Raw genomic sequence first — 22,928 nt, 5'->3', positions numbered from 1 at the left:
TTGTTCTTTTTTATTTCGCGTATGTTAGCATTTAACAAATACATGTGCGGGAGGGACAAAAAAATGGACAAGCAACCAGCGAATCAAATCAAAATAAAAATAAATGGTGATGATCGTCCATTTCAGGAGGAGGTTTCCATTCACAAATGGAATGAAAGTGATATAGAGGCAGCCGCAACGACTGAAAATACTGTCGAGGAAGAACAGTTTGACTGGGTATTGCCGGAGGTGGAGGAAAATCCTGTTCCTGAGTTTAAGAAGATCTATTATGAACCGGCGCTTGAAACAGGCAAAGCAATTAAAAGCTTCCAAAAAAATTCCCGCTCTCCTTTATTAACCATTATTATTTCTGCAGGAACAGCCATTTCGATCGGCGTCTTATTTGGACTTATCATGCTAAAGGTTATTGCCAACCAAAGTGAAGGAATTTCACAAAAATCGTTAGGAAATAAGGAAACTATTCCTACAGGAGCACTTCAGCAGCAAAAAAACACCGTTGCTTTCCCAGCCTTAACAACTTCCATAATACAAGGTGGTGTTTTTAATGGTGCAGATGCATCTGGTCCTGCGAATGAATTAAAGGCAAAAGGGTTACCAACAGCAATATTGAAGCTGGATGGAAAACAATATATTTTCATTGGGGTTTCAGGAGATTTAGCATCGGCAAAGCAATTAGCTACCGAGCTGAAAAAGCAAGATGTTGAGGTATTTGCAAAACAAATAACGTTTGACGAAAAGAAATTGGACATATCAACAAAGGATGAAAAGACTTTTATCAATCAAACAGGCACCCTCTTTCAACTGATGGCTGGCATTACATCTGATGCCTATTTGTCTAGTACAATAAGTTCAGACGAATTATCAAAAATGGAAAACGCTTATAAACAGCTCGAAGGTTTAAAGGATATAAAAAATAATCACCTAAAAAATCTATATACAGCCCAAACAGTGTGCTATCAGCATTTATTGAAGTTTCAAAAGAACAATGATCAAAAGGAAATATTAAATGCTGAGCAAGCCCTATTATCATATTTAAAGGAATATAGTGATATGTAGCGGGAGGATAGCTTATAATCTATCCTCTCTATTTTGATTAATCCGTTGTTTCTAACGAGTTTTTTTGATAGGATGAAATTGGATGTATCTCCAAATTCAAGTAGAAAGGGAAAATGATATGCCAAAACTAATCCTAGCTTCGCAATCACCTCGCAGAAGAGAACTCCTCCAAAAGCTGCAAATCCCGTTTGATTCAATCACTAGTAATGCCGACGAACAACTTTCTGAAAACCAAACACATGAAGAAGCTGTTATGGAATTAGCAGCACGAAAAGCAAAAGCCATTGCTTCAGACTATCAGGAAGAGATAGTGATTGGAGCAGATACAGTCGTTGTATTGAATAACGAAATTCTAGGAAAACCAAAAGACCGTGAAATGGCCAAAACGATGCTGGAAAGATTATCGGGAAAGCAACATTTTGTTTATACTGGGGTTGCCGTAATTCATCAAGGAACCATTCAAACCTTTTATGAAAAAACAGAAGTAACGTTTTGGGAATTAACAAAAAAAGAAATCGATACTTATTTGGATAGCGGGGAGCCATTTGATAAAGCTGGCTCCTATGGTATTCAAGGGCTGGGCTCCTTATTTGTAAAATCCATTAACGGTGATTACTATACGGTGGTTGGACTACCTATCTCTAGGTTGAATCAATTTTTAAAGGAAAATAAATTAATTTGAAACTATATTCGCCGAATATTCGTCTAAAAGGAGGTCAAAAATCAGTTGGAGAAATTAATGATACGGGATTTTCCGTTGGATGAAAGACCCCGTGAGCGTCTTATTCAAAACGGTGCTGCAAGCCTTTCTAATCAGGAACTGCTTGCTATATTGCTGCGGACCGGAACAAAACAAGAGTCCGTTATCCAAATGGCAAATCGTTTGCTGAAAAAATTTGAAGGCTTAAATTTGCTGAAGGAAGCATCTCTTGAAGAAATAATAAATATTAAAGGCATTGGACTGGCAAAGGCTGTGCAAATATTGGCTGCTCTTGAATTAGGGAGACGGATAGCGAATCTTTCATATGATGACAGGTATGTTATAAGAAGTCCTGAAGATGGGGCAAATTTTGTCATGAATGATATGCGATTTTTGTCACAAGAACATTTTGTTTGCTTGTATTTGAACACTAAGAATCAAGTCTTGCATAAACAAACGATATTTATAGGTAGTTTAAATGCCTCCATTGTACACCCCCGCGAAGTTTTCAAAGAAGCATTCCGGCGCTCAGCTGCATCCATCATTTGCATCCATAATCATCCTTCAGGCGACCCGGCCCCTTCCAGAGAAGATATAGAGGTTACGAAAAGACTAGTGGAATGCGGAAAAATCATAGGCATTGATATTTTAGACCACTTGATAATCGGAGATAAAAAATACGTGAGTTTAAAAGAAAAAGGATATTTGTAACCGATTTTTAATAAAAGCTAGATATTTTTAAAATAAATACTGCCCGAAACAATCTTGCAGCACTATGCATTTTTTTGTCGATACGTTATAATATTGTTTATGGTTTTTGGAAAAACACCACTTTGATAAAATATTTTTGCGTAAAGTACACAAGCTAAAAGGGAGTCCTGTGCTTTTTAAATACACAAATAGACTGATTTTTATTATTCCTAAGAAGTATTTTAGTTAGAAAGGGAGATACATCCATGTTTGGTAGTAGAGATCTTGGAATTGATCTAGGGACAGCAAATACATTAGTGTTTATTAAGGGAAAGGGCATCGTAGTTCGCGAGCCTTCCGTTGTAGCGATTGAAACGGACACAAAGCAAATTAGAGCAGTTGGAAATGATGCCAAAAATATGATTGGGCGTACTCCTGGAAATATAGTAGCGACGCGTCCTATGAAGGATGGCGTAATTGCTGATTATGAAACGACTGCTACGATGATGAAATATTATATAAGACAAGCATCAAAAAAGGGAGCATTTGCTCGTAAGCCTTACGTCATGATATGTGTTCCATCCGGGATTACTGCAGTGGAAGAAAGAGCGGTTATTGACGCTACAAGGCAAGCTGGTGCAAGAGATGCCTATACGATAGAAGAGCCTTTTGCGGCAGCAATCGGTGCAAATCTGCCTGTCTGGGAACCAACAGGAAGCATGGTAGTGGACATTGGCGGAGGAACAACAGAAGTAGCGATTATCTCATTAGGAGGTATTGTTACAAGCCAATCCATCCGTATTGCTGGGGATGAAATGGATGATTCTATAATCAGCTATATAAGAAAAACGTATAATCTGCTTATCGGTGACCGTACAGCTGAATCGATTAAGATGGAAGTCGGTTCTGCTGGTGACATTGTTGATATCGAGCCAATAGAAATCCGTGGACGTGATCTTCTAACAGGTCTTCCGAAAACAATAGAAATTACTGCAGAGGAAGTTGCTGAAGCTCTGCATGATACAGTTAATGCTATTGTTGATGCTGTTAAAAGCACATTGGAACAAACTCCACCTGAACTGGCAGCAGATATTATGGACAGAGGTATTGTATTAACCGGCGGAGGAGCGCTCCTTCGCAATTTAGATAAGGTAATTAGCAAGGAAACAAGCATGCCGGTCATCATTGCCGAGAATCCTCTTGATTGTGTTGCAATCGGTACGGGAAATGCATTAGATCATATTCATATATTCAAAAACAAGGCGAAAGACTCAAGATAACATAAATACGGCCGATAGAACTCGAAATGTCTACCGGCCAATTTTTTCTTTCTGATTTATATCAATATATTGTATGGTATAATAGCTATGGAAAAATAGCAGTGGAATTTTTAATGATAAGGATTATTTTTAATGAGGTGTACACAGCATGCCACAATTTTTTCTAAATAAACGGCTGATTATTTTGCTCATCAGTATCATACTTCTCGTGGCATTGATAGGATATTCTATACGTGAACGCGGCCATCTATCCAAGCCGGAGCAATTTTTAAAGGATGTCGTAGGATTTGGACAAACAATCATTTCGGTACCTGCAAATAGTGTGAGAGATTTCTTTGGTAGTATTAGTGATATTCAACATACATATACAGAGAATAAAAAGCTAAAAGCACGAATTGATCAATTATCACAGCTAAGTTCTGAAGTAAGTATTTTAAAAGATGATAATGATAAATTACGTAAAATACTAGATAAAAAAGATGATTTAAGTGCTTACACAACCATACAAGCTACTGTAATTGCCCGAAATCCTGATCAATGGTATGAGCATATTATTATTAACAAAGGGAAAACAAGCGGTATTAAAGAAAACATGGCCGTCATAACTTCTGAAGGTTTTGTCGGAAAGGTTAAAAGTGTTTCTGCCCTATATTCTACTGTCGAATTACTAAGTGCCGTAAATCCTAAGAATAGAATTTCAGCAGCGCTTATAGGCGATCAAAAGAAGGCTATCTACGGAACGATTGAAGGATATGACCAATCGGAAAAAGTATTGCTGTTAAAAGGGATTCCGTATGATTTAAAAATTAAAAAAGGTGTTAGCGTCTTTACATCTGGTTTAGCTGACATTTTTCCAAAAGGACTTCCTATTGGTACTGTAGAGAAGCTAGTCCCAGATGAGAACGGCTTAACGCAAACTGCTTACGTGAAGCCTGCTGCCGACTTTTATGATATTGAACATGTTATGGTAGTAAAAAGTTCAGTCGATAAAGGAATGACAGATATTAATGGGGGGGGACAATAATGAAACGTATTGTTCTTCCTCTTATTTTAAGTGTTTGTTTTATATTTGAAAGCTTGTTTGTGGAATATTTTCCAAACGGCTTATTTGGGATCCATAAAATTTTTGTGCCCCATTTCCTCTTAGTTGTGCTAATTTTGATGGGGATTTATTATGTTCGGAATCGCACAATCCTTTATGCCTTTATTTTCGGCTTATTATTTGATGCCTTCTATACTGGAATTTTAGGTATTTATTTATTTGTCTTTCCTTTAGTGGTTTATATAACCTCTACACTAATGAAGGTTTTGCAATCGAATCTATTTGTTTCTGCGCTTGTGACCCTATTAAACATAGCCATAGCGGAATTTATTGTATATGGTTTGAATATTTTGATTTTAAAAACATCTATGTCAGCAATTGATTTTCTAAACGAAAGATTACTTTCAACTCTAATCTTAAATCTAGTATTTTATTTCATTATTTTTTATCCGCTGCGAAAATGGCTTCTGCGAATGAAGAAGGAAGTTCTGGATGAATAATGTTTATAGTTCCTTCTTTAGTGCACTATCTTAAAGATTGTTAGTTTTTGTATTTATAACCAATATAGTTTATAAAAAAGGAATTTCGTTACTATTTGTCGAATTAATAAGCCACTGAGGTGAGCATTTTGCGATGAAAAAGACACATAATGTCATGATAAAGGGAACGAAGGATGGATTAACGCTTCATTTAAATGATCAATGTTCCTATACTGACCTAAAAAACGAATTAGAAGAAAAGCTATTACTTCATCATATTGAAGATGAAGAAAGTCCGCTTATATCTGTAAAGATACAAATAGGGAACCGCTATCTAACACCCGAGCAAGAGGAAGAGTTAAAAGAGCTTGTAAGGAACAAACGTAATTTAGTAGTTGGGGATATTATTAGTAATGTTATCACGAAATCAGAAGCGAAAAGGATTCGTGAGGATAATGATATCCTTTCTATTACCACTATCGTAAGATCCGGACAAGTATTGCAGGTTCCCGGAGATTTATTGCTGGTTGGCGATGTTAACCCAGGTGGTACTGTTTTAGCAGGAGGCAATATTTTTGTTCTAGGTGCTTTAAAAGGTATTGCCCACGCTGGTGTTAACGGTATGAGAGAAGCAGTCATAGCGGCAAGTGTTATGGTTCCATCACAATTACGTATTGCAGATTGTTTAAATCGAGCCCCTGACCATTATGATAAAGAGGACCAGCATGAAATGGAATGTGCATATATAGACGATTCCAATCACATCGTCATTGATCGACTGCAAGTTTTAAGACATCTTAGACCAAATATTAATAGATTTGAAGGGGGATACTAATCATGGGTGAGGCGATTGTAATTACTTCCGGTAAAGGAGGAGTTGGGAAAACGACCACATCGGCGAATCTCGGTACAGCTCTTGCATTACAGGGGAAGAAGGTTTGTTTGATTGATACCGATATCGGTCTCAGGAACCTTGATGTCGTTTTAGGCCTTGAAAATCGTATCATATATGATTTAGTAGACGTAGTAGAGGGAAGATGCAAAATTCACCAGGCATTAGTAAAAGATAAGCGCTTTGATGACAAGCTGTTTCTTCTTCCTGCTGCACAAACAAGTGATAAATCTGCGGTTACTCCAGAACAGATGAAGGTACTAGTTGGTGAGCTAAGACAAGAGTATGATTATATTATTATTGATTGTCCTGCCGGAATTGAACAGGGCTACAAAAATGCAGTTGCCGGTGCCCAAAGGGCTATTGTCGTTACAACCCCGGAGAAATCAGCTGTACGTGATGCAGATAGAATAATTGGATTACTAGAAAAAGAGGAGCATATTGACCCTCCTAAATTAATCATTAATAGAATTCGAAATCATATGATGTCAAATGGTGATATGTTGGACATTGATGAGATTACCACTCATTTATCTATTGACCTAATCGGAATTGTAATGGATGATGATGAGGTTATTCGTTCTGCGAACCAAGGTGAACCGATTGCATTAAATCCTAATAGCAAAGCATCAATTGCTTATCGAAATATAGCGCGAAGAATTCTAGGAGAATCTGTACCTCTTCAGGCGATTGAAGATAACAAATCAGGCATGTTCACCAAAATCAAAAAGTTATTTGGTGTTAAATAAAGAACAATTGCGCATCGTGCCGCTAACCGATTGCTGTTTGCGCTCGTCGTAGACAATATGTTAAAAAAGTTATTCACAAGGTTAAATAAAATAATCTTTTAAAATGAAAAAGAGATTGACTTTTATGTCAGTTTCTTTTTTTTTACCCTATTATTTTGAAAAATTTCTTTGGGATATTTGAAGGCTTGTCATAACAAAAGTGGACAACTCATACATTAGAGTAAATAGAAAAAAAGGAGCAGGGTGATTGTGGGAAATCGTGCAGATGAGATTAGGAAACAAATTGAGAGAAGAAAAAAGCTTAAGCCAACACAAACAAAAAAACCAGAAAGTCCATTATCCTTCAATCAAAATGTATGGGATGAGCAGGGAGAAACGACTATATTCGAAACCGAACCTCCTGCCGATAGAGTTCATCCCCTCTGGAATAAAGAAATGTTTTTATTTAAAATCCTTGCATCTGCGCTATTAGTACTTGCAGTTGCGATCATCTTTAAGTCTCAGTCAGGTGTTTTTCATGATGCAAGAAATATGGTGAACCAGGTAATGGAAAAGGAATTTCAATTTGCGGCAGTATCAGATTGGTATGAGAAAAAGTTTGGAAAGCCTTTAGCGTTTTTACCTATTCAAAAGAAGGATAATCAAAAAAATAATGTAAAACCAGAATATGATCTTGCCGCATCTGGTAAGGTTCTAACTAACTTTTCCTCCGATGGGCGCGGTGTCATGATTGAAACGAAAAATAATGAAGCTGTCAAATCAATGGATAGTGGAAGAATAGTATATGCCGGAAAAAAGGATGAACTAGGAAATACGGTAATTATCCAGCATTCAGATAAAACGGAATCATGGTATGGAAATTTAAAGGCCATTAATGTGAAGGTTTATCAAGAGGTAGCAGCTGGAACCAAATTAGGTACAGTATCCAGTAAGGATGATGGGACAAGAGGCGAGTTTTATTTTGCCATAAAAAAAGGCGAGACATTTATTGATCCAATACAGGTGATAAAATTTGAATAGTATGCTAAATATTCTTCGTAAAATTCATATTCATCCATTATTTTGGATTGTGATGGGGGTAGCTGTAATAACAGCAAGGTTTTATGAAATGCTAACCCTCTTATTTATTCTTTTCGTCCATGAAATGGGTCATGGGATAATGGCCCATTTTTTTTCGTGGCGAATTAAGAAAATTTCCATTCTTCCATTTGGCGGAGTCGCGGAAATGGATGAGCATGGAAATCGCCCTTTAAAGGAGGAATTTTTAGTTATTTTAGCTGGACCCCTACAGCATGTGTGGCTTGGAGCTCTAGCATTTCTATTATGGAGTTTGGATGCTATATCTAGTCATCTATTTCATATGTTTATGGAATTCAATGTGATGATCCTGTTGTTTAATCTTTTACCAATCTGGCCTTTGGATGGGGGGAAGCTTTTGCAGCTACTATTTTCGAGGCATATTCCATATTTACAAGCATTTCGATTGAGCATCTTAAGCTCATTTATCTTCCTAGTATTATTTCATCTCATTTCTCTTTTTCTTTCTCCGTTTAATTTAAATATCTGGGTGGTGGTTATCTACCTCTATGTATCTCTATGGCTTGAATGGAAACAAATACGGTATGTATTTATTCGATTTCTGCTCGAAAGATATTACGGAAGAAAGAATGGTATTAAAGGTCTAAAGCCGATTGTGGTGGACAGTAATGCATTTTTGTTTGAAGTGCTGGAACAATTTCAGCGTGGTAGCAAACATCCTTTAATTGTAGAGAATGATGGGCAGGAAATGGGAAAGCTCGACGAAAATGAATTGCTTCATGCCTATTTTGCTGAAAAAATGGTTACAGCGAAAATTAAGGATATAATGTATGTTTATTAAGGCTTTTTCTTTTATTTTGTTGGCTAGAAGAAAAACTTTTAATCCATCCTAATTCAAGGGAAAATGAATAATTTTTTTAAAAAAGGTTGCCTGACATTAAGCTTTTCTTACAAGAAGCTAATCAGTATGACAATAGCCATTATTAATAAATAGTGAAAATGGTGTATAATGTTGAGGCGAATAGAAGCAATGATGCTTTTAAAAAGTTGTCTTGGCAGGTGCAAGAAAATGAATCAAATAATAATGGATTATAAATATAGGGAAAAACGATTTGGTGTAATTGAAAATAATATAGTAACAAAGATTAGTATTCAACAGCCGACCGACCAATCAAAAGTAGGGAATATTTATTTAGGTAAGGTGGTCGATGTAAAGGTAGGTATGAATGCAGCTTTCGTTGATATTGGTGTAGGGAAAAATGGGTATTTGCATCGGGATCAGCTCCCTTTGTATATACAAAACCCGAACCTAAATAAAGAAGCAATGCCAATATCAAAATTTATCCAGGAAGGTCAAAAAATAATCGTACAGGTTAAAAAGGACGAAACAGATTTAAAAGGTCCGCTGCTGACAGCAATAATTGAACTTTCCGGGGAAAGAATGGTCTATTTACCAGAAGGGGATTATATTGCTGTTTCAAAAAAAGCGGATAAAGCTGCACGTGAAAAATGGCAGGAAATTGCTTATGCAAATAAAAAAGTGCATGAGGGATTTATCATTAGAACAGAGGCTGTCAGCGGCAATGAAAAGGAATGGGCGCAAGAATTGCAACAGCTTCGGAGCCAATATTCGGAGATTATTCATTTGGCAAAAAATCACAAGCATCCGACCATATTATGGGAAAAGCCAATCTTCTTTGAAGAGGTTTTACATGAAATGGTAAGGCTTAAGGAAGGAAAGGTAGTAGTAAATGACTCTACTGCCATCAAAGTTCTACAAGAAAAAACTTTAAATATAGATGGACTAAAATGGGAGTTTTCGTTATACCAAGAGGACCAAAATATCTTTTCTGCCTTTAATGTTGAAGGGGATATTGAAAATGGCTTAAAAAGAATCGTATGGTTAAGCAATGGTTCCTACATTGTAATAGATGAAACAGAAGCATTGGTTATTGTGGACGTTAACACAGGTAAGTATACGGGACGAGAAAATCTCCAGGACACCGTATTAAAGACCAATATTTTGGCCGCTAAGGAGATTGGCAGACAGCTGTCCATTCGGAACTACGGTGGAATTATATTAGTTGATTTTATCGATATGAAAAAAGGAGCACATCAGCAACAAGTAGTGGATGTTTTAACAAAAGAGCTAAGCAAGGACACGAGGTATTCCCGTATCGTCGGGTTCACGGAGCTTGGTATATTGCAAATCACAAGAAAAAAAACAAAAAAATCGCTTCCTGAAACGGTAATGTCAACATGCCCTGTCTGTAGTGGCAAAGGTAAGATTTATAGTGCAGAAACCATGGCTTTTCGTTTGGAACGAGAATTATGGGAAAAACCATTTAAAGATCACGAAGCAGTACTTGTTGAATTAACAGAAAATGTGAAAAATATCTTTTGCGGAGAGCAAAATGTTCATTTAGTAAGGTTGGAGCAGCATTTGCATATTAAAATAATATTTAAAGTAATTTGGAATTCATCGCCCGTGTATTTTATTCGTCAATTCGGAACGAAAGAAGACATTCTATCTGGAAGATGACCTTGACATAAATCTATCAATATGTTAGGATTTTAATGTTATGTTTGTAGCACCCGTGCTACAACCGCACAGTTCAGGTTATAAGTTTTTGCTTTTTATTAGCGAAACGCCTGCAATTGGCGAGTCTGAGTTTATTTGAGGAGGTGCAGATATGTACGCAATTATTGAAACTGGCGGAAAACAAATCAAAGTTGAGGAAGGCCAAGCTATTTTCGTAGAAAAATTAGCTGCTTCTGAAGGCGAAACAGTTACATTTGACAAAGTTCTTTTCGTAGGCGGAGAAACTGTAAAGGTAGGAAGCCCAGTTGTTGCTGGAGCTACTGTTACAGCTAAAGTTGAAAAGCAAGGACGTCAAAAGAAACTTGTAGTTTTCAAATACAAGGCAAAGAAAAACTATCATAAAAAGCAAGGTCACCGTCAACCATATACAAAGGTTGTCATTGAAAAAATCAATGCCTAAGGGTGACAGAGCATGATTCATGTTCAAATCATGCAAACATCTGACGGAAACATTTCATCTTTTAAGATGAAGGGACATGCAGATTTTGCTGAAAAAGGCCAAGATATTGTATGTGCAGGTGCATCAGCAGTATCGTTCGGATCTATCAATGCTATTATGGAATTAACCGGGGTAAAGCCGGACATTCAGCAATCCAATGGCGGATATCTGGAGTGTACGATTCCTGATGCATTACCGAATGATATAGCGGAAAAGGTACAGCTGCTGTTACATGGTATGGTCATTTCGTTACAAACCATTGAGAGAGATTATGGGAAATACATTAAAATAACCTTCAGGTAGGAGGTGGAACAAAATGCTAAGATTAGATCTTCAATTTTTCGCTTCTAAAAAGGGAGTAGGTTCTACAAAGAACGGTCGTGACTCTATCGCTAAGCGCCTTGGTGCAAAGCGTGCTGATGGTCAATTCGTAACTGGTGGATCTATTTTATACCGTCAACGCGGTACTAAAATCTACCCAGGTGAAAACGTTGGTCGCGGTGGAGACGATACACTTTTTGCTAAAGTCGACGGTGTTGTACGTTTCGAACGTTTAGGCCGTGACAAGAAAAAAGTGAGCGTATATCCAGTTGCACAAGAAGCATAATACGTCAAAAACCCTGATCGTTAAGCCGATTGGGGTTTTTTTAATGTTGAGAAAGTAAAAAGTGTAATAAAGAAATGAGCAGTATCTCTGTCAAACTTCATGTCCTATCGACTGGCAAACTACCGGTCTCCTCCCGGGTAGAGCTTCAGCTTGACTGCCACACTGTGGTGTCCTAAATTTTCCCTCGAAACTTTACAGTTTGAGCGTCGATGGTCTTGCGACTGCGTCTTTCAGGTAATGCATATCTTCTCCATTTTTGATATACTAGCAAGAAGTAATGATTTGAAATGTAGTAGGGGAGCACGAAAAAAGAATGAATAATTGGACGGTTGTGGAAGTGCTGCGTCATGCTCGACATGATTGGATGAACAAATTGCAATTAATAAAAGGAAATCTTGCACTTAATAAAATAGATCAGGTTGAACGGTTAGTGAACGAGATTGTGATGGAGGCAAAGCAAGAAACGAAGCTTTCAAATTTAAAACTTCCGAAATTTGCGGAAATCCTCCTAACTTTTAATTGGGAGAGACATCCCTTTCATATCGAATATGAAATAATGGATGAATCTTGTTCATGGCCAGTCGACGACGAAAAACTTTCGGGATGGATTACGGCATTTTTTGAAACATTAGAAAACTGCGTAGCTTCATTTGCCGATAACCACTTAACTATTTCTATTGATTTACAGGATAAAAATATCCGATTCTTTTTTGATTTCAGCGGAACAATAAATAATAAGCAGACAATAGAGGATTGGTTTGCAGAACAAGAAGCCATTTTAAAAGTGGTTAAGGTCGATGAGATTAGCATAGAGAGATTGAATGCTGAAGTGATTTTATAACGTAAAAGGAAAGTTACATAAAAAAATGCAAAAAAAAGGTGGTGCATCTATGTTTGTAGATCAAGTCAAGATTTATGTAAAAGGCGGCGATGGAGGAAATGGTATGGTAGCCTTCCGCCGAGAAAAATATGTTCCGAAGGGCGGACCTGCCGGCGGTGATGGAGGCAGGGGAGCTAATGTCATATTTCAAGTAGAAGAAGGCTTAAGAACATTGATAGATTTCCGTTATCAACGCCATTTTAAAGGCAAACGCGGGGAGCATGGAATGTCAAAAGGCCAGCACGGTCGTGGTGCGGAAGATATGATTGTAAAAGTTCCTCCTGGTACTGTAGTTATGGATGATGATACAAAGGAAGTAATCGCAGACTTAACAGAACATGGACAGCAAGTAATCGTGGCAAAAGGTGGAAGAGGCGGCCGCGGAAATACTCGATTTGCAACACCTGCAAATCCTGCTCCGGAAATAGCGGAAAATGGAGAACCTGGTCAGGAGAGATATATTGTACTTGAATTGAAGGTGCTTGCGGATGTTGGCTTAGTTGGATTTCCAAGTGTCGGAAAATCAACTCTATTATCCGTTGTTTCTGCAGCAAAGCCGAAAATTGCCGAGTACCACTTTACAACCATTGTGCCAAACCTCGGTGTTGTCGAAACAGAGGATGCCAGAAGCTTTGTAATGGCAGATTTACCTGGGCTTATAGAAGGTGCTCATCAAGGTGTAGGACTAGGACATCAATTCTTGCGTCATATTGAGAGAACAAGGGTAATCGTCCATGTTATCGATATGTCCGGATTGGAAGGCAGAGATCCGTATCAAGATTACCTTACAATTAATCAAGAACTAAAGGAATATAATTTACGATTAACGGAAAGACCGCAGATCATTGTAGCGAATAAGATGGATATCCCGGAGGCGGAGGACAACTTAAAGCTATTTAAAGAACAGCTTCAAGAGGATTATCCGATATTTCCTATCTCAGCAGTGACTCGACAAGGCTTGAGAGATTTGTTATTTGCAATAGCTGATTTATTAGAGACAACCCCAGAGTTCCCTCTTCATGACATAAAAGAAGAAGAAGCAGGAGTTCATCGTGTTTTATATAAACATGAAAAGCAAGAGGACGAATTTATCATTACTAGAGATCCGGACGGCAGCTTTGTTGTTTCAGGAGAAAAATTAGAAAAGCTGTTCAAAATGACGAACTTTAATCATGATGAATCAGTACGAAGGTTTGCCCGTCAAATGAGATCTATGGGAATTGATGAGGCACTAAGAGAACGTGGGGCAGAGCATGGGGATATAGTTCGAATTCTTGAATATGAATTTGAATTTGTAGAATAACAATATTTTTCAGGGGTGATTCAATTATTTGATTATACCCCTGAAATTTACTTCTTCAGGGGGAACTTGTAATGGAGGAAAAAGACAATCTTCAATTTTACTTAGTTCGGGAAGATGTATTGCCGGAAGCAATGAAAAAGACATTGGAAGTTAAGGAACTACTTGAACGGGGCAAAGCAACATCTGTAGGGAAGGCAGTTCAGGAAGCGGATTTGAGCAGGAGTGCGTTCTATAAATACAAAGATACAGTATTTCCATTCCATACGATTGTAAAAGAAAAAATAATATCTTTGTTTCTTTATTTAGAAGATCGAAAAGGTACGCTTTCAGAAGTACTGAGTATTATTTCCTCTCATTCATGCAATGTACTCACAATTCATCAAACAATACCTCTTCAAGGCAGAGCAAACGTCACCATTTCACTAAATGTGACAGAAATTTCAACTAGTTTAGATGAATTACTAATGAGACTAAGAAGATTAGAATTTATAGATAAAGTAGAAATCCTTGGATCTGGTGCATAAGGAAAGCAATGGGGAGGAACTAAGATGAGAGTTGGCTATTTAGGTCCAAAAGGAACCTTTACTGATATTGCAGTTCAGTCCGCTTTTCCTGGCTACGATGGCATTGCTTATACGACTATACCTGAATGTTTGGAAGCAGTAAAGACAGAGGAAGTAGATATTGCTGTAGTCCCATTTGAAAATGCTTTAGAAGGTTCTGTTCACTTAACGATTGATTATTTATTTCACGAGATAGCAGCTCCGATTAGAGCAGAGATTATCATACCAATAGAACAACATTTTATGGTTCACCCTTCCCAGCATCAAAATTGGAGCGAAGTGGAGAAAATTCTTTCCCATCCGCAAGCTATTGCTCAAAGCTATAAATTTTTGCACCATCATTTCAAAGGTGTTGCCATTGAACAAATGACCTCTACTGCAGCTGCTGCAAAATTCGTAAGCGCACATCCAGAAATGAAAATAGCTGCAATTGCCAACCAATTGGCTGCAGAAAAATACGGGCTTTCTATCGTGGAGAAAAACATCCACGATTATTCTTTTAATCATACAAGATTTATTGTAGTAAGCAAGTACGAGGAGAAATGCTTAGGAATTGAATTAACCAGGACATCCGATGTTAAAACAACGATAATGGTGACGATACCAACTGATCGTGCTGGAGGTCTTCATCAGGTTTTATCGGCATTTGCATGGCGCCAAATTAACCTTAGCAAGATTGAATCAAGACCGTTAAAAACAGGGCTAGGCAATTACTTTTTTATGATAGATATAAATAAAAGCATTCAAGAAACACTAGTGAAAAATGCAGTGGAAGAAATCGAGGCATTGCAATGTACCGTTAAATTACTAGGAAGCTATCATACATATAAAGTAGAAAAAATATAAGAAATGAGGGTACCGCAAAAAAATGTGGTGCCCTCATTCATTTTCATTTAATAAAAATCCCGCATTTCTTAAAGATATAATGGCATCTTCTAGGGTCTTCTCATCAGAAGCAGCTATCGTATGCAGATGTATTCCTTCCGTTAATGCGGATAAATAAGAGGCACGCGTGCTTTGGATTTTCTCCATAAATTGCTCAACCTCTTTCCGATTTGACACCATTATGGACGCGGTTAAATCACCATATACCGGATGCTCTACCTTCACATCTCTCACCGTGACTCCATGATCTACTAATAGATTAAGCTCCTGTTCTGTATCTTCCGGACGATGCAAGCAGGCAATGATTTTTTCTGCTGAAGTTTTTTCAGTAGGAGGCTGCATATATAAATAACCTTGACTGGTAGCAATAATCGGTTCATTTTTCGCCTTTAACAAAGTAATATCATTTACAATTACTTGTCTGCTTACATTTGTCTCCTTTGCAAGTTCACTTCCAGTAATTGGTAATTTTTTCTCCTGCAGTACTTTTAATAGAAAAGCACGGCGTTCCTCTCCAAGAAGTTTTTTATTGGACAATGCGCTCCCCTCCAATTTTTTCGCTATAGTTGAATATTAACATATGTTATATATTGGACAAAATATTCTTTCCTACCATATCAAAGGAAAGTTGAATAAGATAATCTGCAAGTTCTGCTACATGACATTCCTTTGTTTCTTTTCCAAATGTAATGCGAATAAATTCATTTGCCCTCTGATTATCAATTCTTAATGCTTTCATAGCCTGTGATGGTTCCTGCTGACCAACCTGGCATGCACTTCCGGTTGAAATGGCATACCCATTACGATTGCATTCTAACATGGTTAATTGCCCTTCCAACCCAGTAACGCACAAACCGATAATTTGAGGCAACTGCTTGTTCTTATCACTCGCTTGAAATATTTCGAAACGATCTGGGTGGCTGTTTAATTTGTATAAAAATATATCACGAAGCTTCTCATACGTTTTTTGTTTATTTTCGGTTTGAATTTTTTGGGCAGCAAAAATAAATGCAGCAATTCCAGGTACATTTACCGTTCCCCCTCTAAAGCCATTTTCATGATGAAACCCTGGAAAAACAGGTACAATGTGCAGCTTTGGATTCACATAAACCGCACCAACTCCTTTTGGTCCATAAATCTTATGACTCGAAATAGTCAAGCTGTCGATAAGTGGACTAATCTCAGCAATATTAATTTTCCCAAAGGATTGCACACAATCACAATGAAAAAGAATATTTCTTTCGCGAGTAATTGCCGAAATGTCTCGAATTGGCTGAATGGTACCAAGCTCAGAATTCACGTGTTGGATAGTGATTAATATTGTATCGGGTCTGATTTCCGCTTTTAATGCTTGAATATCAATGATCCCATCAGGTGTATAGGGGATACAACTAATTTCAAAGCCGTCCATTTTAAGAAACTTAATAGCAGAATGAACGGATGCATGCTCACCAATAGAAGTTATAATATGCTTACCCTTTTTTGAACTGCTTTTAGCAAGAGAGATAATGGACAATAGATTACCTTCTGTGCCGCCCGATGTAAAATAGATACCTTGTCTATGGACTTGAAGCATGTTGGCAAGGCTTGTTCTGCATTTGTCCAGCACTTGCTCCGCATTAGCACCTATATTGTGAAGACTGCTCGTATTACCGTAAATATTTTTTGCAATTTCTCCATAAACGCTTAATACTTCCTCATCCATCGGTGTAGTAGCTGCATAATCGAAATATAACATGTTATTCCTCCTAAAAAAATCTCTTGCTTTCAGTCTAATAATATGTAAATATATGTGTCAAGACACCTGTTAAAACAGGAGGATGTATTTTATGGAAAAAATAGATATTCTAATTGTTGGTAGTGGTATTGCTGCGTTGCAATTAGCCCATCATTTATCTAAGCAGTTTCATGTGATGATTATCACAAAGTCAACCAAATGGAACAGCAACTCTTACTTAGCACAAGGAGGGGTCGCAGCAGCGCTTTCCTATGACGATCATTTTCAACTGCATTATAAGGATACTTTGGAGGCTGGCTGTTATTTTCATAACAATAGAGAAGTACTACAGCTTGTAAAATCTGCTCCGGAGCTGATTTTTGAGCTTCAACAATCCGGCTTTACCTTTGACATGAATGAAAAGGGGGAGGTTTGTCTTGGAAAAGAAGGAGCTCATAGTCGAAAAAGAATTGTCCATAGTGGGGGGGATGCCACAGGGAAAAACCTGATGGACTATTTCTTTATGAATATGCCCTCTAATGTGAAAATAACCGAAAATGAGTTTGTATATGAAATTATCTTGGACCCGCAATCGAATAGGTGTATAGGGGTAAAAACCAAAACTCCCGAAAATCAAATTCGGCGCTATTATTCTAGACATGTGGTTCTTGCCGTTGGTGGTGTGGGCGGTTTATATCCATATTCATCCAATGCATCTTCCATAACAGGCGATGGCATAGCATTAGCTTTTAATGCTGGAGCGGAGATAGCGGACATGGAATTCATTCAATTTCATCCAACACTTTTATATGTAAATGGGAAGACATATGGTCTTATCTCTGAGGCTGTTAGAGGGGAAGGAGCCATATTGATGAATGACTCTAATGAAAAAATAATGGAGGGGATACATCCTAGTCTCGATCTTGCACCAAGACATGTGGTGGCAGAACAGATATTTATGCAATTACAAAGCGGAAAAAAAGTATATTTGGATATTACAATGATTGAGCATTTTAAAGAAAAGTTCCCGACTATTACCGCTTTATGTGAGAAAAATGGAGTTTCCATTGCGGAAGGGAAAATTCCTGTAGCACCCGGCTGTCATTTTCTTATGGGAGGTATTGTAATTGATTCATTAGCAAGAACAACTGTAGAAGGATTATATGCTGTTGGGGAAACGGCTTGCAGTGGTGTTCATGGCGCTAATCGTTTGGCAAGTAATTCATTGCTGGAAGGTTTATATTTTGGAAGAAAACTAGCTAATTATTTTAATAATTTAACAGATTCAGTAACGAAGATAAGCTATCCCGTTGAGAATCCAATTACAGAGCAACAAAGCATTAAATTGCCTGCAAAGGAAGAAATACAGGAAAAAATGATGGAATGCGCCGGTATTATGCGGACTGGTGATAAGCTATTAGAATTTTATCAATGGCTGGAGCAATATGAAACTAATCTTATTCATTTTAATGAATTGTCAATGAAGGAAACCGAAATCATTTTTATGCTTATTACGGCAAAAACAATTGTAAAATCAGCTCTTTTAAGAAAGGAAAGCCGTGGGGGACATATTCGCAAAGACTTTCCCAATAAAGAGGAAAGCATGCAGGAACAGCATATTATTCAAACCATGAATCAAATTTTTATAAGGAGATATCAAAATGAATATCATCAAATTGCGGTCCATGCTTAATGATTTTTATTTGGAGGATATTGGAGATCGGGATTTAACGAGTGAACTCATTTTTTCATCTGAAAATATGGGCGAATTGTCTTTTGTTGCAAAGCAATCAGGAGTATTTTGCGGCGAATGGATCATACGAGAGGGTTTCCATTTGTTAGATCATAATATTCAGGTTCAAATAATGGTACAGGACGGAACGAATATTGAAAAAGGCCAGATAATTGCAATTGCAAAAGGAGCAGTTGTCCATTTATTAAAAGGAGAAAGAGTTATCTTAAACTTAATTCAAAGGATGAGTGGCATCGCTACTAAGACGGCCAATATTATGAATCTAATCGAAGGAACCAATACGAAAATATGTGATACAAGAAAGACCATGCCCGGTCTACGTGTGCTGGACAAATATTCGGTAAGAGTAGGCGGAGGAGCAAATCATCGAAATGGATTATATGATGCTGTTTTAATCAAAGACAATCACATTGCATTTGCTGGATCTATTACACAAGCAATATCCAAGGTAAAAGCTGGATTAGGCCATATGGTAAAGGTAGAAGTGGAAATTGAAACAAAAGAACAGCTGCTAGAAGCAATAGAGGCAGGTGCCGATATAATCATGTTTGATAACCGATCTCCACATGAAATATCAGAATGGCTGCTGGAGGTTCCAGATAGGATCATTACAGAGGCATCAGGAAATATTACCTCCAAAAATGTGCGGGAATATGCAGAATCCGGTGTACAGTATATTTCCTTGGGAAGCTTAACTCACTCTGTTGAAGCATTTGATATAAGCGCAAAAGTGTTAATCAAATACTAATAAAAGGGGTTGATTCATAATGGGTATTTTACAATTTTTAGAGCAGGAAAATAAGTCATTAATTCCTGAGCAATTCCTTGCGATGGATAGAAAGGAAATGGAAGCAAGAGTGTTGGAGATAAGGGATCACTTAGGTGATAGGCTCTTCCTACCTGTCCATCATTATCAAAAGGATGAGATTGTTCAGTTTGCAGATACAACCGGAGATTCTTTACAGCTTGCACAGGTTTCCGCAAGTAATAAGAAGGCGGAATATATCGTTTTTTGCGGAGTGCATTTTATGGCAGAAACTGCAGATATTTTGACAGGTGATAATCAAAAGGTTTATTTGCCAGATATGAGAGCAGGCTGTTCAATGGCAGACATGGCAGACATATTTCAAACGGAAAGAGCTTGGGAGAAACTGCAAGAGCTCTTTGGTGATACTATTCTTCCATTAACTTATGTCAATTCAACCGCTGCAATTAAAGCATTTGTTGGTAAAAATGGAGGGGCTACGGTCACAAGCTCTAATGCACATTCCATGATTAAATGGGCATTTGAACAAAAAGAAAAAATACTTTTTTTACCGGATCAGCACTTAGGAAGAAATACCGCTTTTGATATCGGGATTCCTCTAGAGAAAATGGCAGTATGGGACCCAATACAAAATGAGTTAGTGTTTGATGGGACTATTGAGGAAATTAAGGTTATTCTTTGGAAAGGACATTGCTCTGTACACGAGAAATTTACGGTTCAAAATATACAATTTGTACGAGAAAAATATCCGAATATGAAAATCATAGTTCATCCTGAATGCAGTCGGGAAGTTGTAGAATTATCCGATTATAATGGTTCCACAAAATATATTATAGATACGATTGCGAAAAGTGAACCGGGAACAGAATGGGCTATAGGGACAGAAATGAATTTAGTGAATCGATTAATCCAAAAGCATGAGGATAAACATATCCTTTCATTAAATCCACATATGTGTCCATGCTTAACGATGAATCGCATTGACCTTCCGCATTTGCTTTGGAATTTAGAGAGTATTGTGGGTGGGCAGCCGATAAATCAAATCACGGTTGATGAAGAAACCTCGAAATTTGCTATTTTAGCGTTAAATCGAATGCTGCAAAGATAGGCCATTTGATGAAAAAATAAATAGATTCACCTGGATGCCTTCTTGCTATGAGAAGGCATATTTTCTTGAAATCCATCATAAATTTTTGTGAAGATTATTAGCATTTTGCCTATTTTCACATACGATATATGGACTTATGCCTGAGGAGGGGAAATGAGTGAAGATCCATATAGTACAAAAAGGCGATACACTCTGGAAAATTGCCAAAAAATATGGCGTGGATTTTGAAGAGCTAAAGAAAATGAATTCTCAACTTTCCAATCCGGATATGATCATGCCGGGAATGAAAGTAAAAGTACCAACTGCAGGAGGATCGGTAGTAAAACATGTAGGGAATCCGGGGAATCCAGGAAATCCAGGATATGTGAAAAAAGAAGTTCCGCAAGCAGTTCATCCATTTGCACAGCAGCCACAGCCAACCTTGCCTGTTCAAAAGGAGATCATCAAGGAAGTTCCAAAAAAAGAAACCATCGTTCATAAAGAAATATATACTCCAAAAATGCCTCAACCAGTCATTCCCGAAATCGATATAAATAATTATTATATGACGAATATGGCACAAATCCAAACTCAACAACCAGTTCAACAACAGCCTGTAATAGAAAAAGAAATGGAATATCCGCCTATTATGCCAGTTCAAGGGGAGTGTTATGAAATGTATCCAACTTATATGATGCCTATGCCTGATTGTGGATGCGGTCCTAATCCATATGCTTACCAAAATCCGTACATGCACCAAATGCCCGTTTACAATATGCCGGTTGCCGGCACGGAAATGATGATGCCTACTATGCCTCAGTATGAGCATTGGGGACATTATGAAGATGAATCATCTTCCTCCTCTATGCAGATGTATACTCATGGAGGTTATCAGGTAGATGGATATGCACCATACCATGGATATCAGCAACCTCAATATACAACAACAAATGTGATCCAACAAGGATTTGAAATTCCTGGGCGTCAAAATATTCCAGGTCAGCTTTCCGTTCAAGGAGGACAAATGCCTGGCAATTTCGGCCAAACAGGGCAATATCCGATAACTCAATACCAGCAAGGTCAATATCCAGGTATGCAGTATCCAGGTATGCAGTATCCAGGGATGCATTATCCAGGTGGACAATACATGGGTGGTCAATATCCTGGTGGACAAATGGGTGGAGCATACCCATATGGCCAATATCCTTATGGATATCAGCATCATCCTTATGGACAATATAGCCAATATGGATATGGAATGCAAGGCGGATACAACCCTTACGGCACGGCATTTCCACCAATGCAGAGTAGCTACCCTACACCAAGGCAAGATGATGACTGTGAAGATTGCTAAAAAAGGAAACGAAGGAGACGGAGGTCAGCGTCTCCTTCGTTATTTATCGCAAATAACTGGTGAGAAATTTATAAAAATAACATCCATTAAAGATGGGGTATGGCTTTGTCATACTGATAAAAAGAAATGGATCTTGAAAGAATTCTCGAGTTCATCGAAATTATCTGCTCAAATAAAACTGACAGAACTCTTGCTTTCCAATAATTTTAATCATACGTATCAATTTCATCCTATACATTTGGAAAAGCATATAAAAATAAATCAAAAAATATATGGGTTAATTGAGTATTTGGAAAATAATACGGACGGGAAGAAATTTACTTACCAAAGACATGAGCATCAAAATATGGCATTGCAGCTTTTAAAAAAGTTCCATGAAGTTACCGGAAAATTCACCAATGAATTGGATAAAGATTTGCATGAATTTAATCAAATAAAAAAATGGAAGCATAGACTAAATGAATTTAAAGAAAATAAAAAATATCTTTCAAAGTGGCTTCCAAACAAATATTATTATTCCTTTATAGATTGGTCAGAATGGTCCATCGAATACATGGAAAAAAATAAAGCATACTTTTTGCAAAAGCCCCATTGCATTATTCATGGGGATGTTGCTCATCATAATTTTATCTTAAGCAATAAGGGTTTATATTTAATCGATTTTGATTTGGCGAAAATTGCCCCCGCATCGATCGACGACTTACAATTTTGTAATAGAATTTTACCCCATCTTGATTGGTCCTTGGAAAAATTATTTATGCATAGGGAATTGAAAGTATATAAAAATGATAAAGCATTCTTAAGTGCTTTAATTTTTCCAACCGACCTATTGAGGGAGTGGAACTATTTTCTAAAATATGAGGAAAGAAGAGGACTGTCCTCCTTTTTAACCGAAATTACCTTTTGGGAGTTCAAACAACGAGAAAAGTTTGTAGAAGAAGTAATGAAGCATATAAAATATCAGTAAATTGGTAAGTATGCCAGAATTTCTGTGTAATGATGCAAGGCCCCGACTCACAAACTAAAAAAGAGCATGTACTTGCTCT

25 protein-coding genes and 1 other annotated feature are annotated in these 22,928 nt (G+C 37.4%); of the genes, 23 read left to right on the top strand and 2 right to left on the bottom strand.

Going from position 1 to position 22,928, the window contains the following annotated elements; all coding sequences use genetic code 11:
• Nucleotides 1-63 precede the first annotated feature (63 nt).
• From KHA87_RS10435 to pheA, 18 genes are all read left to right on the top strand, one after another.
• Nucleotides 64-1,056, top strand: a complete 993-nt coding sequence (locus KHA87_RS10435; RefSeq protein ID WP_213093989.1) for a hypothetical protein — start codon at nucleotides 64-66, stop codon at nucleotides 1,054-1,056.
• Between the two features lie 118 nt (nucleotides 1,057-1,174).
• Nucleotides 1,175-1,738: a Maf family protein gene (locus KHA87_RS10430; RefSeq protein WP_213094317.1), complete on the top strand. Its 564-nt coding sequence runs from the start codon at nucleotides 1,175-1,177 to the stop codon at nucleotides 1,736-1,738.
• A 57-nt stretch (nucleotides 1,739-1,795) separates the two neighbouring features.
• A complete protein-coding gene (gene radC, locus KHA87_RS10425; protein ID WP_213094316.1) occupies nucleotides 1,796-2,467 on the top strand; it encodes a RadC family protein in 672 nt (223 codons plus the stop codon).
• 245 nt (nucleotides 2,468-2,712) lie between these two features.
• A complete protein-coding gene (locus tag KHA87_RS10420) occupies nucleotides 2,713-3,726 on the top strand; it encodes a rod shape-determining protein (RefSeq protein WP_213093988.1) in 1,014 nt (337 codons plus the stop codon).
• 148 nt (nucleotides 3,727-3,874) lie between these two features.
• Entirely contained in the window at nucleotides 3,875-4,750 is an 876-nt protein-coding gene (gene mreC, locus KHA87_RS10415; RefSeq protein WP_213093987.1) for a rod shape-determining protein MreC, read from the top strand.
• Nucleotides 4,750-5,268, top strand: a complete 519-nt coding sequence (mreD, locus tag KHA87_RS10410; RefSeq protein WP_213093986.1) for a rod shape-determining protein MreD — start codon at nucleotides 4,750-4,752, stop codon at nucleotides 5,266-5,268. The genes mreC and mreD overlap by 1 nt, the downstream gene beginning before the upstream one ends.
• A gap of 133 nt (nucleotides 5,269-5,401) precedes the next feature.
• Nucleotides 5,402-6,082, top strand: a complete 681-nt coding sequence (gene minC, locus KHA87_RS10405) for a septum site-determining protein MinC (RefSeq protein WP_213093985.1) — start codon at nucleotides 5,402-5,404, stop codon at nucleotides 6,080-6,082.
• Between the two features lie 2 nt (nucleotides 6,083-6,084).
• The gene (gene minD / locus KHA87_RS10400) at nucleotides 6,085-6,888 is read left to right on the top strand and encodes a septum site-determining protein MinD (protein WP_213093984.1); all 804 of its coding nucleotides are present in this window, start codon (nucleotides 6,085-6,087) and stop codon (nucleotides 6,886-6,888) included.
• Nucleotides 6,889-7,137: 249 nt separating this feature from the next.
• The gene (locus tag KHA87_RS10395; protein ID WP_213093983.1) at nucleotides 7,138-7,908 is read left to right on the top strand and encodes a peptidoglycan DD-metalloendopeptidase family protein; all 771 of its coding nucleotides are present in this window, start codon (nucleotides 7,138-7,140) and stop codon (nucleotides 7,906-7,908) included.
• The gene (locus KHA87_RS10390; RefSeq protein ID WP_249310256.1) at nucleotides 7,901-8,767 is read left to right on the top strand and encodes a M50 family metallopeptidase; all 867 of its coding nucleotides are present in this window, start codon (nucleotides 7,901-7,903) and stop codon (nucleotides 8,765-8,767) included. The genes KHA87_RS10395 and KHA87_RS10390 overlap by 8 nt, the downstream gene beginning before the upstream one ends.
• A gap of 228 nt (nucleotides 8,768-8,995) precedes the next feature.
• A complete protein-coding gene (locus KHA87_RS10385; RefSeq protein WP_213093982.1) occupies nucleotides 8,996-10,468 on the top strand; it encodes an Rne/Rng family ribonuclease in 1,473 nt (490 codons plus the stop codon).
• Nucleotides 10,469-10,520: 52 nt separating this feature from the next.
• Nucleotides 10,521-10,605: a sequence feature (ribosomal protein L21 leader region), on the top strand.
• 14 nt (nucleotides 10,606-10,619) lie between these two features.
• Nucleotides 10,620-10,928 (top strand): 50S ribosomal protein L21, encoded by a 309-nt coding sequence (rplU, locus tag KHA87_RS10380; protein WP_213093981.1) that lies wholly within the window; start codon nucleotides 10,620-10,622, stop codon nucleotides 10,926-10,928.
• A 12-nt stretch (nucleotides 10,929-10,940) separates the two neighbouring features.
• Nucleotides 10,941-11,270, top strand: coding sequence for a ribosomal-processing cysteine protease Prp (locus KHA87_RS10375; protein WP_213093980.1), 330 nt, complete (start codon nucleotides 10,941-10,943; stop codon nucleotides 11,268-11,270).
• A gap of 13 nt (nucleotides 11,271-11,283) precedes the next feature.
• Nucleotides 11,284-11,574, top strand: coding sequence for a 50S ribosomal protein L27 (gene rpmA, locus KHA87_RS10370; RefSeq protein WP_213093979.1), 291 nt, complete (start codon nucleotides 11,284-11,286; stop codon nucleotides 11,572-11,574).
• Between the two features lie 313 nt (nucleotides 11,575-11,887).
• Nucleotides 11,888-12,415 (top strand): sporulation initiation phosphotransferase B, encoded by a 528-nt coding sequence (locus tag KHA87_RS10365; RefSeq protein WP_213093978.1) that lies wholly within the window; start codon nucleotides 11,888-11,890, stop codon nucleotides 12,413-12,415.
• Nucleotides 12,416-12,464: 49 nt separating this feature from the next.
• On the top strand, nucleotides 12,465-13,757 hold the full coding sequence (gene obgE, locus KHA87_RS10360; RefSeq protein WP_213093977.1) for a GTPase ObgE: 1,293 nt from the start codon (nucleotides 12,465-12,467) through the stop codon (nucleotides 13,755-13,757).
• A 71-nt stretch (nucleotides 13,758-13,828) separates the two neighbouring features.
• The gene (locus tag KHA87_RS10355; RefSeq protein WP_213093976.1) at nucleotides 13,829-14,281 is read left to right on the top strand and encodes an ACT domain-containing protein; all 453 of its coding nucleotides are present in this window, start codon (nucleotides 13,829-13,831) and stop codon (nucleotides 14,279-14,281) included.
• 24 nt (nucleotides 14,282-14,305) lie between these two features.
• Entirely contained in the window at nucleotides 14,306-15,166 is an 861-nt protein-coding gene (pheA, locus tag KHA87_RS10350) for a prephenate dehydratase (RefSeq protein ID WP_213093975.1), read from the top strand.
• Between the two features lie 33 nt (nucleotides 15,167-15,199).
• On the opposite strand, the gene KHA87_RS10345 is transcribed toward pheA, so the two are convergent.
• Together KHA87_RS10345 and KHA87_RS10340 are read right to left on the bottom strand one after the other, a co-directional pair.
• Nucleotides 15,200-15,742 carry a transcription repressor NadR gene (locus tag KHA87_RS10345; protein ID WP_213093974.1) on the bottom strand — a complete coding sequence of 181 codons (543 nt, stop codon included), beginning with the start codon at nucleotides 15,740-15,742 and terminating at the stop codon, nucleotides 15,200-15,202.
• Between the two features lie 46 nt (nucleotides 15,743-15,788).
• Nucleotides 15,789-16,943: an IscS subfamily cysteine desulfurase gene (locus KHA87_RS10340; protein ID WP_213093973.1), complete on the bottom strand. Its 1,155-nt coding sequence runs from the start codon at nucleotides 16,941-16,943 to the stop codon at nucleotides 15,789-15,791.
• Nucleotides 16,944-17,034: 91 nt separating this feature from the next.
• On the opposite strand from KHA87_RS10340, the gene nadB reads away from it, so the two are divergent.
• The 5 genes from nadB to KHA87_RS10315 all read left to right on the top strand — a co-directional run bounded on the left by nadB (nucleotide 17,035) and on the right by KHA87_RS10315 (nucleotide 22,849).
• Nucleotides 17,035-18,615: an L-aspartate oxidase gene (gene nadB / locus KHA87_RS10335; RefSeq protein ID WP_213093972.1), complete on the top strand. Its 1,581-nt coding sequence runs from the start codon at nucleotides 17,035-17,037 to the stop codon at nucleotides 18,613-18,615.
• Complete coding sequence (nadC, locus tag KHA87_RS10330; protein WP_213093971.1) at nucleotides 18,584-19,423, top strand: carboxylating nicotinate-nucleotide diphosphorylase; 840 nt, start codon at nucleotides 18,584-18,586, stop codon at nucleotides 19,421-19,423. Before nadB ends, nadC begins: the two co-directional genes overlap by 32 nt.
• A gap of 19 nt (nucleotides 19,424-19,442) precedes the next feature.
• Complete coding sequence (nadA, locus tag KHA87_RS10325) at nucleotides 19,443-20,549, top strand: quinolinate synthase NadA (protein WP_213093970.1); 1,107 nt, start codon at nucleotides 19,443-19,445, stop codon at nucleotides 20,547-20,549.
• Between the two features lie 157 nt (nucleotides 20,550-20,706).
• A complete protein-coding gene (gene safA / locus KHA87_RS10320) occupies nucleotides 20,707-21,882 on the top strand; it encodes a SafA/ExsA family spore coat assembly protein (RefSeq protein WP_213093969.1) in 1,176 nt (391 codons plus the stop codon).
• Nucleotides 21,869-22,849, top strand: coding sequence for a phosphotransferase (locus KHA87_RS10315; protein WP_213093968.1), 981 nt, complete (start codon nucleotides 21,869-21,871; stop codon nucleotides 22,847-22,849). Before safA ends, KHA87_RS10315 begins: the two co-directional genes overlap by 14 nt.
• The last annotated feature ends 79 nt before the right edge of the window (nucleotides 22,850-22,928 follow it).

This window comes from Bacillus sp. FJAT-49736, from assembly GCF_018343615.1.
Taxonomy (GTDB): domain Bacteria; phylum Bacillota; class Bacilli; order Bacillales; family Bacillaceae_C; genus Margalitia.
The sequence above is the reverse complement of the archived record's forward strand: the minus strand, read 5'-3'. Positions and strand labels throughout refer to the sequence as shown.

Bases quoted from the DNA above. Each gene is read 5' to 3' on its own strand.
- KHA87_RS10435 (WP_213093989.1), top strand. From the start codon at position 64: ATGGACAAGCAACCAGCGAATCAAATCAAAATAAAAATAAATGGTGAT.
- KHA87_RS10430 (WP_213094317.1), top strand. From the start codon at position 1,175: ATGCCAAAACTAATCCTAGCTTCGCAATCACCTCGCAGAAGAGAACTC.
- radC (WP_213094316.1), top strand. From the start codon at position 1,796: ATGATACGGGATTTTCCGTTGGATGAAAGACCCCGTGAGCGTCTTATT.
- KHA87_RS10420 (WP_213093988.1), top strand. From the start codon at position 2,713: ATGTTTGGTAGTAGAGATCTTGGAATTGATCTAGGGACAGCAAATACA.
- mreC (WP_213093987.1), top strand. From the start codon at position 3,875: ATGCCACAATTTTTTCTAAATAAACGGCTGATTATTTTGCTCATCAGT.
- mreD (WP_213093986.1), top strand. From the start codon at position 4,750: ATGAAACGTATTGTTCTTCCTCTTATTTTAAGTGTTTGTTTTATATTT.
- minC (WP_213093985.1), top strand. From the start codon at position 5,402: ATGAAAAAGACACATAATGTCATGATAAAGGGAACGAAGGATGGATTA.
- minD (WP_213093984.1), top strand. From the start codon at position 6,085: ATGGGTGAGGCGATTGTAATTACTTCCGGTAAAGGAGGAGTTGGGAAA.
- KHA87_RS10385 (WP_213093982.1), top strand. From the start codon at position 8,996: ATGAATCAAATAATAATGGATTATAAATATAGGGAAAAACGATTTGGT.
- rplU (WP_213093981.1), top strand. From the start codon at position 10,620: ATGTACGCAATTATTGAAACTGGCGGAAAACAAATCAAAGTTGAGGAA.
- KHA87_RS10375 (WP_213093980.1), top strand. From the start codon at position 10,941: ATGATTCATGTTCAAATCATGCAAACATCTGACGGAAACATTTCATCT.
- rpmA (WP_213093979.1), top strand. From the start codon at position 11,284: ATGCTAAGATTAGATCTTCAATTTTTCGCTTCTAAAAAGGGAGTAGGT.
- KHA87_RS10365 (WP_213093978.1), top strand. From the start codon at position 11,888: ATGAATAATTGGACGGTTGTGGAAGTGCTGCGTCATGCTCGACATGAT.
- obgE (WP_213093977.1), top strand. From the start codon at position 12,465: ATGTTTGTAGATCAAGTCAAGATTTATGTAAAAGGCGGCGATGGAGGA.
- KHA87_RS10355 (WP_213093976.1), top strand. From the start codon at position 13,829: ATGGAGGAAAAAGACAATCTTCAATTTTACTTAGTTCGGGAAGATGTA.
- pheA (WP_213093975.1), top strand. From the start codon at position 14,306: ATGAGAGTTGGCTATTTAGGTCCAAAAGGAACCTTTACTGATATTGCA.
- KHA87_RS10340 (WP_213093973.1), bottom strand. From the start codon at position 16,943: ATGTTATATTTCGATTATGCAGCTACTACACCGATGGATGAGGAAGTA.
- nadB (WP_213093972.1), top strand. From the start codon at position 17,035: ATGGAAAAAATAGATATTCTAATTGTTGGTAGTGGTATTGCTGCGTTG.
- nadC (WP_213093971.1), top strand. From the start codon at position 18,584: ATGAATATCATCAAATTGCGGTCCATGCTTAATGATTTTTATTTGGAG.
- nadA (WP_213093970.1), top strand. From the start codon at position 19,443: ATGGGTATTTTACAATTTTTAGAGCAGGAAAATAAGTCATTAATTCCT.